Genomic DNA, 16,313 nt, shown 5'->3' with positions numbered 1-16,313 from the left:
GACCGAGCGGTACGATGTGACGGCCGCAGGCAGGCGCCCGGACGGGGGGCCTCCGGGGATGCACTGCGGCGGGGGAGGAACACCGCAGTGAGCGCCAGGGCCGCAGCCGCACGTCGACGCCGCACAGCGGTTGCTTCGAGTGCCGTGATCACCCTGTTCGCCCTCGTGCTCACAGCGTTCGCGCTGCGCTATCCCGGACTGCAGTCCTCCGACATCGACGTCTCCAATGGCGGGGTCTGGGTCACCAATCGCTCTGAGGGGTTCGTCGGCCGCCTGAACGTGGACGCCGAGGAGCTCGACGCCCGCCTCTCGCTGAGGGGTGACGACCTCGACATCGTGCAGTCGGGCTACGTCGTCCTCGCCGTCGGTGCCCGTGGCTACAGCGTCCTGAACACCGCCTCCGTGCTGCGCGGCGGCGTCGTCGAGCTCCCACCGGAGTCCTCCCTCGCGCTCGGCGGGGACCGGGTGGCGATCGCTGCCGCCGATGGCAGGGTCTGGATCCTCACCCCGGAGCAGGCCGCCGCCTTCACCCCGGGAGGAGTCGAGCCCGTGCACGAGGCCAGCGGCTCCGCCGTGGAGGTCACCGTCACCACCTCCGGCACCGTGTTCGTGCTCGACGGCGACCAGCTCCACACCTTCCCACGCGGCGTGGACACCGCGAAACCCGAGACGCGGGACCCGATCACCGTCAGCGGGATCTCCACGAGGGAGGGCTCGGTCGCCCTGACCGCGGTCGCGGAGCAGCCCGTGGTGCTGGATCGGGAGCAGAGACTGCTGCGCCTCGGCACCGAGCTGCGCACCGTCGACCTCACCTCCAGCGGGGTCGCCGATGCCAGCGGCGTCGCCCTCCAGCAGCCGGGCGGTGACTCCGACCAGGTGGTGCTCGCGACCACGGACTCGCTGCTCCAGGTCCCGATGGACGGCGGCACACCGGTGGCGCACCCGGCGGGCGGGACCGGCACCCCGGCCGCACCCGCCCAGGTCGCCGGCTGCAGCTACGGTGCCTGGAACGGCTCACAGCGCTACCTCCGCCTCTGCGAGGGAGCGGAGCCGGCCTCCGGCGTGGTGCCGGAGGCGACGGCCTCCTCCGAGCTGGTGCTGCGGGTCAATCGCGACCTGGTGGTGCTCAACGACCACGTCGAAGGCTTCTCCTGGATGATCCGGGATGACATGACCATGGTCGATGACTGGGTGATCACGCAGGACATCCAGCAGAACGACAAGGAGAAGGAGACCGAGACGGTCACCTCCACCATCACCGACGTCGAGGCGGACCGCGACCAGGAGAACCGCCCCCCGACCGCGAACGACGACGAGTACGGGGTGCGCGCCGGAGCGAACGTGGTGCTGCCGGTGACCCGCAATGACAGCGACCCCGACGGGGACGTGCTGCTCGCCGAGCTCAGCGGCGAGCAGCCGGGCATCGGCACCGTTACCCCCATCCGGGGCGGCACGCAGCTGCAGATCGCGGTCGAGGACTCCGCGAGCGGCACCGCCACCTTCACCTATCAGGTCGAGGACGGCCGCGGCGGCACCGATACCGCCACCGTCACCCTCACCGTGCACCCACCCTCGCAGAACACTGCCCCGGTCCCCGCCGATCAGGCCATCCGGGTGCAGGTGCTCTCCGGCAGCACCGTCACCCTCAACGTGCTGCCCTACTGGGAGGACCCGGAGGGAGACGCCTTCTACCTCGCCGATGCGAGCATCGCCCCCGAGGACCTCCTCAGCTTTCGTGCCGATGGCACCGTCACCCTCGACGACGCCGGCCTGGTGATCGGCACCAAGCAGATCACCCTCACGTTCCGTGACGAGCATGGCAAGACCTCCGAGGACGTCCTCGAGGTGGAGTCGGTGACCGATACGGAGCTCGAGCCGATCACCACCACGGACCATGTGCAGGTGGTCGCCGGCCGCTCTGCGACCTTCGCGCCGATGGCCAACGACATCAACCCCGCAGGCGGCTCCCTCGAGCTCACCCATGTCGACGAGGTCGAGGGGCTCGAGATCGACGCGGACCTGGTCACCGGCTCCGTGAGCGTCAGCGGAGCGGAGGGGACCTATTACGTCGGCTACACGGTCTCCGCTCCGGCGGCCAGCTCGCGCGGTCTGATCCGGATCGACGTGGTCCCGCCGGGCCGCGATGCGATGCTGCCGGTCGCCGTGGATGACATGGGGCTGGTCACCACCGGGGGCGACACCCTGCTGGATCCGCTCGAGAACGATGTGGACCCCACCGGAGGGGTGCTGGTGCTGGGCTCGGTGGAGCTCCCCGAGGGCAGCGGGCTGAAGGCGACCGTGGTCGGCCACCACCTGGTGCGGGTCGAGGCATCCCCCGGGGCGGAGGTCACCGAGGAACCGGTGCCGCTGACCTACGAAGTCGCCAACTCCACCGGCAGCTCCACCGGCACCATCCGGGTGATGCTCGCCCGCACCGACACCCAGTTCGCCAACCCCGTCGGCGCCCCGGACGAGGCCGTGGTGCGCGCCGGTGACATGGTCCTGGTCGACGTGCTCGACAACGACCTCTCTCCCACGAACTCGGACCTTCACCTCGGCGACCTCACCGACATCGCGGGATCCGAGGACCTCGGCCAGGCCGAGCTCCATGATCAGCAGATCCGCTTCTCCGCCGCACCCGACGCGAGCGGCGAGGCGACCCTCACCTACGAGGTGGTGGATGAGACCGGACGCAGCGGCGCGGCCCGGCTGACCGTGCGCATCGTCCCGATCGATGCCTCCAACGCCCCGCCCCGCCCGGAGAACCTGGTCGCGCGTGCCGTGGCGGGCGCCCCGGTGCGGATCCCGGTCTCCACCACCGGCATCGACCCCGACGGCGACTCGGTGATGCTGATGGGCATCTCGGACCCCGTCCCCGAGCTCGGCGAGGTCACCAGCGCCACCGGTCACTGGATCGAGTATGTGCCCTTCGAGGGATCGGTGGGCACCGACCGCTTCCGCTACCAGGTGATGGATCGCTCCGGCGCCGTGGGCACCGCCGAGGTGCTCATCGGCACCGCCGCCCCGTCCGAGCAGAACCAGCCGCCCTACGCGGTGGACGACGTGATCGACGTCCGGCCCGAGCGCGAGGTCCAGGCCCAGGTGCTCGAGAACGATTCCGATCCGGAGGGCGACGCCCTGACGCTGCTGCATGAGACCGTCTCCGCCACCACCGACCTCGAGGTGGTTCCACAGGCAGAGGGTGAGCGCACGGACCTGATCACGGTGGTGACGCCTGCCGAGGCGGGAACCCATCCGGTGCTCCACGAGATCTCCGATGGGCAGCTCAGCAGCGCCGCCACCCTCACCGTGCGGGTGGATCCGAATGCACCGCTGCGGGCACCGGTCGCGATCGATGACTTCGTGGACCCCAGAGATGTCCTGGACCCCGAGATGACCGAGATCCAGGTCGATGTGTTGGCCAATGACCGCGATCCCGACGGCAGCATCAACGACCTCGAGGTCGAGCTGCTCGGCGACGGCGACGTCGGCGAGGGTAGCGAGGGCGGCGAGGACGCCGTACTGGACGAGTCGGGGATCCTGACCCTGGTGCCCTCCGCGCAGCAGCAGCGGCTGCGCTACCGCATCACCGACGTCGACGGGCAGTCCTCCACCGGCTATGTCTGGGTGCCTGGCACCTCGATGATCGCCCCGGTATGGGCCGGCGGCACCCTCGAGGTGGTCGCGGGCAGCGAGCTCAGCATCGACCTGAGCGACCCGCTGCTGGTGAGGGTGCGTCCTGGCGCTGCCGGCGCGCAGATCCTCGATGCGGCCACGGTCAGTGCGGAGCACACCGACGGGAGTCAGCTGGTCGTGGACCAGAGCACGCTGAGCTACCGGCCCGCCGAGGACTTCGCCGGCCGGGATTCGATCTCCCTGGAGGTCTCCGACGGGCCAGCCGGTGATGCCACCGCCGCGTCCGGTCAGCTGGTGATCCCGATCGAGGTGCTGCCGGGGGACACGAACCTTCCACCCACCTTCCGCGGTGCCTCGCTCGAGCTCGAGCAGGGCGGTGCGGCGACCACCTTCGATCTGACCGCCGCCGCGGAGGACCCGGACGGGGACGACCTCCGGTTCGCGCTCGCCGGGGCCGAGCTGCCCGTCGGGGTGAGCATCGCGGTCGACGGGAGCACCCTCACGGCAAGCGCCTCGGCGGAGGCGGTGCGCGGGGCCAGCGTGGAGGTCCCGGTGACGGTGACCGATGGCAGCACCGACCCGGTGTCTGCCGACTTCCAGCTCCTCGTCGGCGGGAGCAAGCGCCCCCTGCCCTCCGCAGTGCTGGACAACGCCGAGATCGACGCCGGCCGCACCGCCTCCCTGCCGGTGCTGGCCAACGACTCGAACCCCTTCCCCGGTGATCCGCTCACCCTGGTCTCGGCGCAGCTGATCAACGGCGAGGGATCGGTGGACATCAGCGGTGACCAGGTGGTGATCACCCCGGACGAGGACTTCGCCGGAGTGCTCAGCGCGTCCTACATCGTGGATGACCAGACCGGGGACCCGGAGCGCCGGGTCAGCGGCGAGATCCTCGCGACGGTGCGCGGCAAGCCCGCGGCCCCGTCGGTCCCGCGGATCGGCCAGGTCGGGGACGGGAGCGTCGAGCTGGTGTTCACCGCCGGGGACGACAACGGCGCCCCGATCACCGGATACACCGTCACCTCGGCCACCGGCCCGGCGGTGTCCCGGGAGTGCCCCTCGACCTCCTGCACCCTGACCGGCCTCGCCAACGGCAGCGAATACACCTTCCAGGTCATCGCACACAACGAGGTCGGGGACTCACCGATCTCGGCGCCCTCGGCACCCGCCACCCCGGATGTGCGGCCGGAGCCGCCGGGAGCGCCCGCCGTCACCCGCGGCGATGGCGGTCTCACGGTCGACTGGCGCGCCCCGGTGAACAAGGGATCTGCGCTCCAGGAGTACACGCTCCAGATGCAGATCAGCGAGAGCGGAGCGCTCAAGGAGCGCACCGTGGACGCCGCGACGATGCAGGTGCTCTGGGAGCCCCTGCGCAACGGCGAGGTCCATCGCTTCCGGGTGCGCGCCAGCAACCTGTCCGAGCAGCCCTCGGAATGGTCCGACTGGTCAGTTCCGGAGCACCCGGCGGGCGTGCCCAAGAAGCTGCCGGGGAAGGTCACCGCGGAACGGGTCAACGATCCGCTCGGCGGCGGGATGAAGGTCAGCTGGCCGGCGGCGGATGACGACACCGCCAACGGCGAGGACATCACCTCGTACATCGTCACCAGCTCGGACGGGACCAGCGAGACGGCAGATGCAGATGCCACGTCGCACACCTTCCACCGCCTGGATCCCAACACCAGCTACAGCTTCACCGTGACCGCCGTGAATGTGGTGGGCCGCGGCGCGGTCTCCAGTTCTTCGAACGAAGTGGTCCCCTTCGCAGTGCCCGAGGCACCCACCCAGGTCACCGCCACCCTGCCCAGCGAAGGAGAGGGGGAGGGACCGAACGGCACCGCCGCGGTGTCCTGGGAGCACGCCGAGGACAACGGCACCCCGATCAAGGAGTACGTGATCCGCTGGGACGGCGGATCCAAGACGGTGGACGGCGAGATCGAAGCGGTGCGGATCACCGGACTGGACAACGGCACCGCGTATCGCTTCACCGTGCAGGCCCGCAACCGCTTCGCGGGCGGAGAGAGCGCCCCCTCCGCCCCCACGGCCTCCGTCACCCCGTACGCGAAGCCCGGCACGCCGGTGATCAAGGCCGACGACTCCGGGTTCATCTGTCACTCACCGGGGAACTGTCGGATCGCTGTCTACCTCACCAGACCGGCGGATTCCGGAGGTGTTCCGTTCAAGCACGTCGTGGTCGAGCCGCAGGGCCTGTCCTGCAATCGGACAGTCGTGAGCTCATCGAACATGAACACCACGTGCGAACCCGCCGAATCGACCACCTACACCGTCACGGCCTATGCGGTGAACGAGAAGGGCCTGAAGAGCGAGACCGTCACCCATACCTTCACCACCCCCGCCTGGGGCGATGTGCCGTACGAACCGATCAGCATCACGATCGAGAGAGGCGCCCCCTTCCAGACCGGGGACAGGATCATGCCTCAGCCCACGGACTTCGGGGCAGTGAACTATGAATGGCGCAGTACCGAGAAATACGCCTGGACCTCAATCGGAGGCACCGGCGCCTTCACCCTTCCCTACGATCCCACGGGTGAGGTGCAGTTCTTCATCCGGGGAGTGGACGCGGAGGGGAAGTACAGCGAGCTCGCCGTCGTCTGAGGGGGCAGACGCACTCAGCGCGGGTGCTCTAGCGTGGGGTCATGAACGCCTCCGACATCTCCGACGCCGCAGACCCCGCTCTCGACCCTGACGCCTTCCTGCCGGAGGCGCTGCTGGGCACCTTCCGCGAACGCGCGGTGACCCATGACCGGGAGAACACCTTCCCGGAGGACGACCTCGCGGATCTGCGAGCACGTGGCTACCTTCGCCTGCTGGTGCCCACCGAGCTCGGCGGGCTCGGTGCCTCTCTGCTGCAGGCCTCCCGGATCCAGCGCCGCCTGGCCCAGGCGGCACCGGCCACGGCCCTGTCGATGAACATGCACCTGGTGGTCACCGGCGCGGCGCTGCATGCCCACCGGCTCGGCGTGGACTCCATGCGCACCGTCCTCGAGGACGCCGCAGCGGAGAAGCTGTTCGCCTTCGGGATCTCCGAACCCGGCAATGACGCGATGCTCTTCGACTCCGCGACTCGCGCCGAGGTGCAGTCCGGTGGCGGCTTCCGCCTCTCCGGCACCAAGATCTTCACCTCCCTCGCCCCGGTCTGGGACCGGCTGGTGGTGCACGGCAGGGTCGCCGAGGCCACCGAAGCGGATCCGCGGCTCGTCTTCGGCGTGATCGAGCGCAGCGACTCCGTCGAGGTGCTCGACGACTGGGACACCCACGGCATGCGCGCCTCGCAGTCCCGCACCACCAGGCTTCACGCGGCGCCCGTCGGCGCGGATCGGGTGCTGACCACCACCCCCGTCGGCCCGAACCCCGATCTCTTCGTGATGGGGATCTTCGGCGCCTTCGAGCTGCTCATCGCCTCGGTGTACACCGGGATCGCCGAGCGTGCGCTCGCCGTCGGCACCCAGGTCGCCATCACCCGCCGCAACGCCACCAAGGGCATCGTCCACGCGGATGACCCCGATATCCGCTGGCGCCTGGCCGATGCCGCGATCGGGGTGGACGGCGTGATCCTGCAGATCGAGAAGGTGATGGCGGATCTCGACGCCCTCGGGACGGGGGTGCAGGGGCCGGGCGTGACCGACCACGGCCCGCGCTGGTTCCTGCACTTCTCCGGGGTGAAGTCCCGGGCCACCGAGACGGCGATCAGGGCGGTGGACCAGGTGCTCCGCGCCAGCGGCGGTGCCCAGTACTTCCGCCGCAGCGAGCTCGAGCGACTCTCCCGGGACGTGCGGGCCGGGATGTACCACCCCTCCGACGAGGAGTCCGTGCACGCCTCCTATGCCAAGGCTCTGCTCGGTGAGATCGGTGCCGACCACACGCCGCTGCAGAGCTGAGCAGAGAGATGCGCACCGACCCCGCACTGGGGCTCACCGGGCGCCACGCCACGTCGCGCGTGCTGGACGAGGTCGGCTTCCGGTTCCAGTACCCCCACCTCGAGGACGCTGTGGCGGCGCTCCGGCGCTAGCCGAACAGCACCTCGGCTTCGCGCCAACGGGACTCCGGCACCCGCTTGACGCTGTCGATCGCCGCGGTGAGCGGGACGTTCACGATCTCGGTGCCGCGCAGCGCGACCATCCGACCGAAGCCGCCCTCATGGACGAGATCCACGGCAGCGGTGCCGAGCCGGGTGGCGAGCACCCGGTCGTAGCCGGTCGGCTCGCCGCCGCGCTGGATGTGGCCCAGCACTGTGGCTCGGGACTCGATGCCGAGCCGCTCTTCGATCAGCGGGGCCAGCACCTCGGCCACCCCGCCGAAGCGCGGCCGCCCGAATTCGTCGAGGTCGTACTTCATGAAGTCCTCGGGGGCATCCCGGGGGACGAATCCCTCCGCGACCACCACCAGCGGGGCTCGGCCACGGTCGAAGGCTGACTTCACATGCGCGTAGATCTCGTCGAGGGACAGGGGGAACTCCGGCAGGCAGATCACGTGCGCTCCCGCGGCCATCCCCGAGTGCAGGGCGATCCAGCCCACGCTGCGCCCCATCACCTCGGCGACCATGCAGCGATGGTGGGAGTCCCCGGTCACGCGCAGCCGGTCCAACGACTCGGTGGCGATCTCCACCGCCGTGTTGAAGCCGAAGGTGTAGTCGGTCGCGTCGAGGTCGTTGTCGACGGTCTTCGGCACCCCGACCACCGGGATGCCTGCCTCGAAGAGCCGGTTCGCGGTGAACAGGGTGCCATCGCCGCCGATCGCGATGATCGCGTCCATGTCATTCTCGTCCAGATGGCGGCGCACGAGCTCGGCGCCGTCCTCGCCGTCGGCGAAGGGGTTGGAACGCGAGGTCCCCAGGATGGTCCCGCCGATGCGCCCGATGCCGCGCACCCGCCGGCGGGGGAGCGTCATCCACTCGTTCTCGATCACGCCCCGCCAGCCGTCCTTGAACCCGATGAACTCGTCCTCGAAGTACTTGTCGCCCTTGATCACCGCGCCGCGGATGACGGCGTTCAGGCCGGGGCAGTCGCCGCCGGAGGTCAGGATTCCGATTTTCATGGGGGAGGGCCTCTTCTTGACTCGCGTGGGGCGGCGAACGGTGCGTACCGTCTCGCCAGATGGCTCCACCCTAGAGCTTCTCGAGGCGGCAGAGGAAGGACTACCGGCCTGCTGAGACCCCGGGAAACCTGCCGGTGAACAGCAGGTTGCGGAGCAGGGAGCTTCCCGGACAGCTAAGCGCCCGGAGCTGCCCGGACAGCAGAGCGCCCCGACCCCTCCGCGTGGAGGGACCGGGGCGCTCAGGAGAATCGCTCCGACGAATCAGGCCTTGCTGTCGGAGCCGGCGTCGGCGTCAGAGCCGGAGCCGGACTCAGCGTCGGTGCCAGCAGCGGCCGACGGGACGGTGCGCGAGGCGCCCTCCGTGTGCTCGGCCTGCTCACGCACCACGCGACCGCCGTCGGCGGCGCGCTTGAGGGTGTCCTGGAAGTCGACCCCGGTGGTGGACTTGACCATGTCGAGCACCTGGGCGAGGCCCACCGAGATGTTCTGTCCGATCTTCGCCTCGCCGTCGGTGGAGAACACCGACAGGTTGGAGATGTTCGAGTACGGGGCTGCCAGCTCGTTCGCGACGGCAGGCAGGACCTCGAGCACCTGGTTGAGCACCGCGGCGTCGTTGAACTGCTTGTAGGCCTCGGCGCGAGCACGAGTGGTCTCCGCCTCGGCGTCGCCCTTGGCGCGGATTGCCGCACCCTCGGCCTCGCCCTTGGCACGCAGGGCGTCGGCCTCTGCCTGGCCTTCGAGCCGAACAGCCTCGGCGTCCTTGGAGCGACGCTGCAGCTCGACCTCGGCCTCGGCGCGGCCGCGGGCCTCGATGGCGTGGGCTTCGGCGTCCGCGGTGACCTTGCGGGACTCGGCGCGGTTGCGCTCGTCGGTCAGCTGGGCCTCCGACTCGGCGATGCGCGTGTACTTCTTGGAGTCCGCATCCTGCTGCTCGGCGTAGCGCTTGGCCTCGGCCGGCTTGTGAACCTCGGCGACCAGCTGCTTCTCGCGCAGGTCGTTGTTGCGGACCGCGATCATCTCTTCCTGCTCGATGATCCGCTGCTGCTGGGCAGCACGGGCGAGCGGACCGGACGCATCGGCGACGGCCTGCCGAGCGTCGGTCTCCTCCTTGATCTCCGCATTGCGGAGGTCGAAGGCCTGCTTGGACTCGGCCTCCTGCTGGAGGTTGAGGTTGCTGGCCTGGGTCGACTCGCGGTTCGCGTCCGATTCGGCGATCGCGGCACGCTTGGCGACCAGTGCTGCCTCCGGGCGTCCCCAGTCCCGCAGGTAGGAGCCGTCATCTTCGATGGCGGAGATCTGGAAGGTGTCGATGACCAGACCCTGGTTGTTCATCGAGTGCTCGGACTCGGCCTGCACCTGGGAGGCGAAGGACGCACGGTCACGGATGATCTGCTCGACGCTCAGGGTGCCGACCACAGCGCGCAGGGTGCCGGAGAGGATCTCCTGGGTGTAGTGGTCGATCTGCTGCTGCTGATCAAGGAAGCGCTGCGAAGCCTTGCGGACGTCGTCGATGTTGCCACCGACCTTGACCTGCGCCACCCCGCGCAGGCGCAGGAAGATGCCGTTCATCGAGTAGCCGTCGACCTCGACCGGGATCTGGCGCGAGCTCAGGCTCAGCACGAAGGCGCGGTCGAAGATCGGTCGCACGATCGCGCGGCCGCCGATGATCACCCGAGCACTGCCGGATTCGAGATCGATGTCGCCGGTCGGGCTGGTCTTCGCGTTGCGGCCGGTGATGATCAGCGCCTCGTTGGGCGCAGCGATCCGGTAGCTGCGCATCAGGACGATCAGCGCGATCAGCAGGACGACCGCCACGACGACGATGACGCCGACGACGGGTACGAACAGTTCCATGAGTCCCCCTCAGGTAAGTACAGGCTTGCCGCGAGCATTCTTCCATTGAAACCGTGTTCCCGCAGGCACGTCTCGGGAGCGGAGACCCTCTCGTGATCTCCGCACCCGGGAGGTCATTTCATGCCGGAGGCGGCGATGCCCTGGACGATCTGCTTCTGGAACACCAGGAAGCAGATCAGCACCGGGATCATCGAGACCACCGAGATCGCGAGCACCAGATTGAAGGGCACCACCTCCTGGCTCGCGAAGCGCTGCAGCGCCACCGGCAGGGTGCGGGTGCGCTCATTGGTCACCACCAGCGGCCACAGGAAGTCGTTCCATCGCCACAGCACCGAGAAGATCGCCAGCACCGCCAGCGCCGGCTTGCACAGCGGCAGCACCACGCGCCAGAAGATCCCGAACTCGCGCGCCCCGTCCACCCGTGCGGAGTCGATCAGCTCGTCAGGGATCGTGAGCATGTACTGGCGCAGCAGGAACACCCCGGTGGGGGTGGCGATGGCCGGCAGGATCACGCCCCACAGCGAGTTCGTCAGCCCCAGCGACGCGGTCACCTGGTAGACGGGGATGAGGATGACCTGGAGCGGCACCATGATCGTCGCGAGCGTCACCAGGAACAGCAGGTCCCGGCCTCGGAAGTTGTAGCGCGAGAGGGCATAGGCGGCCATCGAGTTCACTGCGAGCGTCAGGACCGTCGCGACCACCACCACGATCACGCTGTTGGTGAGGTAGCGCAGCATGTCGAACCCGGTGAGCGCCTCGACGTAGTTCTCCGGGTGCCACTGCTGGGGCAGCATGGTGGGCGGGCGCTGGGCCAGCTCGGAGGGGCTCTTGAAGGAGCCGAGCACGGTCCACAGCAGCGGGATCAGCACCAGCAGCGCGAGCGCGGTGAGGTTGACGGTGCGCACCACGTCCCGGGGCCGCACGCGGGTGCGGGAGGTCGAGGTCCAGGTGGTGGGCTTGGCAGAGGTTGTCGTCATGATCGGATCACACCGCTTCCGCGCGTCGGCCCAGCAACCAGTTGAGCACCGTGAAGCCCATGACCACCACGAACAGCACCACGGAGCCGGCTGCCGCCATCCCGTACTGCATCTGGGGGCCGAAGGCGTTGTCGTAGACGTACTGCACCAGGAGGGTCGTGGCTCCCACGGGCCCGCCGCCGGTGAGGTTGTAGATGACGTCGAAGGCCTGGAAGCCGTGGATCGTGGACAGGATCAGCACCACCATCGTGGTCGGAGCCAGCATCGGCCAGGTGATGTGCTGGAACTGGCGCATCGGATTCGCCCCGTCCAGGCTCGCTGCCTCGTAGAGGTTGGGATCGATCGACTGCAGGCCGGCAAGCAGGATCATGGTGTAGAAGCCGACGTTCACCCACAGGCTCACGGCCACCACGCTCAGCATCGCGAGGTTCGTGTCCACCAGCCACGGGACCTGCCCGATGCCGACGGCCTCGAGCGCGGCGTTGACCAGGCCCCCGTTCCGCTCCAGCAGCCACCGCCAGACGATGCCCACCACCACCGGGCTCAGCAGCACAGGCAGGAAGAAGACCGAACGGAAGAAGGACTTGCCGATGTTCTGCGCGTTCAGCTGCACCGAGAGCAGCACGGAGATGATCACCGAGAGCCCCACGAAGGCGATCACGAAGATGATCGTGTTGAACATCGCCTGGAAGAAGTCGTCGTCCGCGAAGATCCGCTCGTAGTTGCCCAGGCCCGCCCACTCGAAGGTGCGGCCGTTGCGGGAGCTGTACAGCGAGATGTTCAGTCCGCTGAAGGCGGGGTAGATCGTGAACAGGCCGAAGATGACCATGTTCGGCAGCAGGAACAGATAGGGAGCCGCCCGCAGCGACCACGGCACCCGCCGGCGCCGTGGGCTCCGGACGGGGACGGGTGCCGTGGTCGCGGACATCAGGCCTGCTCCACGATCGCGTCGATCGAGGTGCGCAGATCCTCCATCGCGGTCGCGAGGTCCTTGTTCCCGGCGACGACCTCCGCGAACTCCGAGATGAACTCCTGCGCCGCGGCATCGAAGTTCGGGTCGTAGCAGGCGGCGTAGGCCTCGGCCGGGGTCTCGCCCAGGTCGGTGACGAACACGCCCATCTCCTCGTTGCGCACCGGGTACTCGACGCCGGACTCGGTGAGGTCGGCGCGGGTGGGCATGAACGCTGACGCGGTGATGAACGCTTCCTGGGACTCGGTGGAGTTCATGAACTGCAGGAACGTCGCAGCCAGCTGATTCTCCGGGCCGGCGGCGAAGCCGACCATGAACTTCCCGCCGGGGAAGCCGCCACCGGCGACCTGGGTGGGGTTGGGCATGGTCGCCCAGCCGAACTCCGCATTGGCGTCGAACTGGGCGACCTGCCAGTTGCCCGAGAGGTAGACGGGGGTCTGCTGGGCCAGGAACACCTCGTTGGCGCCCTGGTACTTGGTCCCGGAGTCGAGCCAGAAGTCGCTGGGGGAGGTGCCGGCCTCGATCATGTCCACCAGCGGCTGCAGTGCGGTCGCGGCGGCGGCGGGGTCCAGCGAGCTGGTGCCGTCCTGGACCAGATAGGTGCCGCCCTGGGACAGGATCGTGGAGAGGCGATGGCCGGACTTGTCCATGGCGAAGGCGAACTCGGTGCCGGTGGCCTCCTGCACCTGGGTGGCGAGGTCGACCATCTCCTGCCAGGTCCAGGCCTCCGGCAGTGCGACCCCGGCCTGCTCGAACAGGTCCGCGTTCACGAAGGGACCGTTCTGGGTGAGGTCGGAGGCGATCGCCTGGATCTTGCCGTCGGCGTCGGTCATCCCCACCTGGACGCCCTCGGTGAACTCCGAGAGATAGTCGGCGCCCAGGTAGTCGTCCAGCAGCAGCAGATCGCCGGCGAAGGGTGCGGTCGCCGCGACCCGGGCGACATCCGGTGCCTGGTCGCCCGAGAGACGAGCCTGCAAGGTGGTGGTGATGTCCGAGAAGGGCACGATCTCGAGCTCGACGGTGACGTCGTACTCCTTCTCGAACTGTGCGATCAGGTCCCGGGTGGCCTGTTCGTCGGGCCCGTCTGTGAAGTAGAGGTAGCTGAGGGTCTTGCCGGCGAACTCGGCAGTGTCCTGCTCGGCGACCGGGGCGGGGTCCTCGCCTCCGCCGCCACCGCCATCGGAGCCGCCTGGGTTGCAGGCGGCCAGGGCGGTCGCCGCGAGCGCGGCGGTGCCGCCGAGCGTGACGGCCCGACGGGTCGGGGTGACGCTCGAACGGGAGACAGAGTGGCGTGACATGCGCGGTCCTCCTTGACAGCGACGACATTCCCTCCCACATCGGAGGGGCGGCCGCAGCAGCAGCCGACGCCCACATGGTCGATGTGTTTCCGCAGGATGTACGAAGGTTGCCGTCGGTTGCCGGGTGCGTTGCCGGACCGTGATGAGACCGCGTTCAGGAAAGCGCTGCACGTCGTTCCGGGATGACCTCCTGGTGGCCGGTCGGTGAATTCCGGACCTCGCACGGTTCACCACGCGCCGCGCCCCGCGCCATCGTCCGTCTCAAAGTGTGGCAACAAGGTCCGAATAGCGGAATGCGAGGTCTAGGGTCGCTCGTCGTGAATACTGCTCTGCCCTCGTCTCCCCCCGCTGCTCCGGCACCCGGCTCGGCACCGGCCGGCGCCCCGGCGAACACCCGCGGGCGCGTCATCACCGCCTCCATGGTCGGCACGACGATCGAGTTCTTCGACTTCTACGCCTACGCGACCGCGGCCTCCCTGGTGTTCCCGGCCCTGTTCTTCCCCACGCAGAGCCCCGCGAACCAGCTGCTGAGCTCCTTCGCCGTCTTCGGCGTCGCCTTCGTGGCCCGTCCGCTCGGCTCCCTGATCTTCGGGCACTTCGGAGACCGAGTCGGCCGGAAGACCACCCTCGTGGCCAGCCTTCTCGTGATGGGGATCGCGACTTTCCTCATCGGAGTCCTGCCCACCGCCTCGACCCCGGGCTTCACCGTGCTCGCCCCGGCGCTCCTGGTGCTGCTGCGCTTCTGCCAGGGCATCGGCCTGGGCGGGGAGTGGTCCGGCGCGGCGCTGCTCGCGACCGAGAACGCCCCGCCCGGCAAGCGCGCCCTCTACGGCACCTTCCCGCAGCTCGGTGCCCCCATCGGATTCATCCTCTCGAACCTGCTGTTCGTGGCCCTCAGCCTGCAGCTGACCGAGGCGCAGTTCATGAGTTGGGGATGGCGGCTGCCGTTCCTGCTCTCCGCAGCCCTCGTCATCGTGGGCCTCTGGGTGCGGCTGAAGCTCATGGAGAGCCCCGCCTTCCAGAAGGTCATCGACGAGCAGCGGGTCGCCGCCGTGCCGATCGCCCGCGTGTTCCGCACCGCCTGGAAGCCGCTCGTCCTCGCCACCATCGCCATGGTCGCCACCTATGTGCTCTTCTACCTGATGACCGCGTTCCTCATGGTCGTCGGCACCACGGCGGCCGATGAGGAGACCGCTCGCGCCGCTGCGGAGGTCGCCGGCAAGCCCTTCGACGCGGCGAGCTTCGCGCCCGGTCTCGGCTATGACCGCCCGGAGTTCCTCACCATGCTGATCATCGGGGTCGTGTTCTTCGGCATCTTCACCCTGGTCTCCGGCCCGCTCGCGGACCGCCTCGGACGCCGGAAGCTGCTGCTGGCGGTCACCGCCGGGATCGGCATCTTCGGATTCCTCATCGAGCCGATGGTGCAGGCCGGGACGGTGGGCGTGATGGCCACCCTGATCCTCGGCTTCACCCTGATGGGCCTGACCTTCGGCCCGATGGCGGCGTTCCTGCCGGAGATGTTCGCGGCGGACGTCCGCTACACCGGCAGCGCCGTCAGCTACAACATGGCCTCGGTGATCGGAGCGGCCCCCGCGCCCTACGCGATGATCGCGCTATGGCAGCTGCTGGACGGGCCGCTGTGGCTGGTGGGCGGCTACCTGACCCTCGCCGCGATCATCACGGCCGTCGCGCTGCTGATCGGCAAGGAGACCCGCGAGGTCGACTACCTGGCCTGAGTCTGATCCGTCGGCTCCACCGAGGCGAGTGCGGCGAGCTCGGCACGAGAGCCGGTGAAGACATTCATGTCGACGTAGCGCTCCTCGCCGTCGTAGCCATCACGATGGTCCCGGTGGGAGTACTGCCAGAAGGTCCAGCCGCGGCCGTCGTTCAGATCGGGCGGCAGCACCACGGAGCGGATCCAGATCGGGGAGTCCGGGTAGGCGCCTGCGATGTAGAGGTCGTAGGCGTCGGCCGTGGTGTAGATGACCGGCGGGACGCCGTAGTGCTCGGTGAGCTCCTCGAGCAGCGGAGCAAGAATGGTGTCCACCGCCTCCCGTGAGGGCGGATCCTCGAAATAGTCACCATAGAACTCGATGTCCACCGCGTTCGGCAGAGCGCCGTCGCCGCCCACGGTGTCGATCACGTGCTGGGCCTGCGAGCGCCCGGAGCTCTCGAAGCTCACGAAGTGGTAGGCGCCCACGAAGAGGCCGGTATCGCGGGCGTGCTCCCAGTTCTGTGTGAACTGCTCGTCCACGTACGAGGAGCCCTCCGTCGCCTTGATGTAGGCGAAGTCCAGGTCGTCGCCCGCGAAGGTCGGCCAGTCGATCTCCCCCTGGTAGGAGGAGACATCGGCGCCCCGGACCTCATAGCCGTGCGCGAAGATCCGGCCCGGCCAGACCACGCCGGTCGCCACCAGCACCGCGAGCGCCGACGCCACGGCGGCAAGAGGGAGGAGGACGCTGCGCAGCAGCGCGGAGCGGGAGAGGCGTCGTGCTCTCCCGCTCCGCGCAGATCCGGTCGTCATGT

General features: G+C 69.0%; 10 protein-coding genes. 4 read left to right on the top strand and 6 right to left on the bottom strand.

Annotated elements, in window-relative coordinates; all coding sequences use genetic code 11:
• Positions 1 to 87 precede the first annotated feature (87 nt).
• The 3 genes from ACT3T9_RS13040 to ACT3T9_RS13030 are packed head-to-tail and all read left to right on the top strand — an operon-like array spanning position 88 to position 7,663.
• Positions 88 to 6,249 (top strand): Ig-like domain-containing protein, encoded by a 6,162-nt coding sequence (locus ACT3T9_RS13040; protein ID WP_444606753.1) that lies wholly within the window; start codon positions 88 to 90, stop codon positions 6,247 to 6,249.
• 41 nt (positions 6,250 to 6,290) lie between these two features.
• The gene (locus ACT3T9_RS13035; RefSeq protein ID WP_444606752.1) at positions 6,291 to 7,532 is read left to right on the top strand and encodes an acyl-CoA dehydrogenase family protein; all 1,242 of its coding nucleotides are present in this window, start codon (positions 6,291 to 6,293) and stop codon (positions 7,530 to 7,532) included.
• Positions 7,533 to 7,540: 8 nt separating this feature from the next.
• Positions 7,541 to 7,663, top strand: a complete 123-nt coding sequence (locus ACT3T9_RS13030; RefSeq protein ID WP_444606751.1) for a DUF1731 domain-containing protein — start codon at positions 7,541 to 7,543, stop codon at positions 7,661 to 7,663.
• Here the strand turns inward: ACT3T9_RS13030 and ACT3T9_RS13025 are convergent.
• The 5 genes from ACT3T9_RS13025 to ACT3T9_RS13005 form a co-directional block, all read right to left on the bottom strand.
• Positions 7,660 to 8,688, bottom strand: coding sequence for an ATP-dependent 6-phosphofructokinase (locus ACT3T9_RS13025; RefSeq protein ID WP_444606750.1), 1,029 nt, complete (start codon positions 8,686 to 8,688; stop codon positions 7,660 to 7,662). The two genes, ACT3T9_RS13030 and ACT3T9_RS13025, sit on opposite strands and share 4 nt — an antisense overlap.
• A 261-nt stretch (positions 8,689 to 8,949) precedes the next feature.
• The gene (locus ACT3T9_RS13020; protein WP_444606749.1) at positions 8,950 to 10,542 is read right to left on the bottom strand and encodes a flotillin family protein; all 1,593 of its coding nucleotides are present in this window, start codon (positions 10,540 to 10,542) and stop codon (positions 8,950 to 8,952) included.
• Between the two features lie 113 nt (positions 10,543 to 10,655).
• Positions 10,656 to 11,519: a carbohydrate ABC transporter permease gene (locus ACT3T9_RS13015; protein WP_442331818.1), complete on the bottom strand. Its 864-nt coding sequence runs from the start codon at positions 11,517 to 11,519 to the stop codon at positions 10,656 to 10,658.
• Positions 11,520 to 11,526: 7 nt separating this feature from the next.
• Positions 11,527 to 12,447 (bottom strand): carbohydrate ABC transporter permease, encoded by a 921-nt coding sequence (locus ACT3T9_RS13010; RefSeq protein WP_441444201.1) that lies wholly within the window; start codon positions 12,445 to 12,447, stop codon positions 11,527 to 11,529.
• Complete coding sequence (locus tag ACT3T9_RS13005; protein ID WP_442331819.1) at positions 12,447 to 13,787, bottom strand: ABC transporter substrate-binding protein; 1,341 nt, start codon at positions 13,785 to 13,787, stop codon at positions 12,447 to 12,449. The genes ACT3T9_RS13010 and ACT3T9_RS13005 overlap by 1 nt, the downstream gene beginning before the upstream one ends.
• Positions 13,788 to 14,104: 317 nt before the next feature.
• Between ACT3T9_RS13005 and ACT3T9_RS13000 the strand changes: the two genes are divergently transcribed.
• Entirely contained in the window at positions 14,105 to 15,523 is a 1,419-nt protein-coding gene (locus ACT3T9_RS13000) for an MFS transporter (RefSeq protein WP_441444199.1), read from the top strand.
• On the opposite strand, the gene ACT3T9_RS12995 is transcribed toward ACT3T9_RS13000, so the two are convergent.
• Positions 15,511 to 16,311 (bottom strand): GH25 family lysozyme, encoded by an 801-nt coding sequence (locus ACT3T9_RS12995; protein WP_444606748.1) that lies wholly within the window; start codon positions 16,309 to 16,311, stop codon positions 15,511 to 15,513. The two genes, ACT3T9_RS13000 and ACT3T9_RS12995, sit on opposite strands and share 13 nt — an antisense overlap.
• Between the last annotated feature and the right edge of the window lie 2 nt (positions 16,312 to 16,313).

Source organism: Brachybacterium sp. AOP29-B2-41 (assembly GCF_052378395.1).
Taxonomy (GTDB): domain Bacteria; phylum Actinomycetota; class Actinomycetes; order Actinomycetales; family Dermabacteraceae; genus Brachybacterium.
The sequence above is the reverse complement of the archived record's forward strand: the minus strand, read 5'-3'. Positions and strand labels throughout refer to the sequence as shown.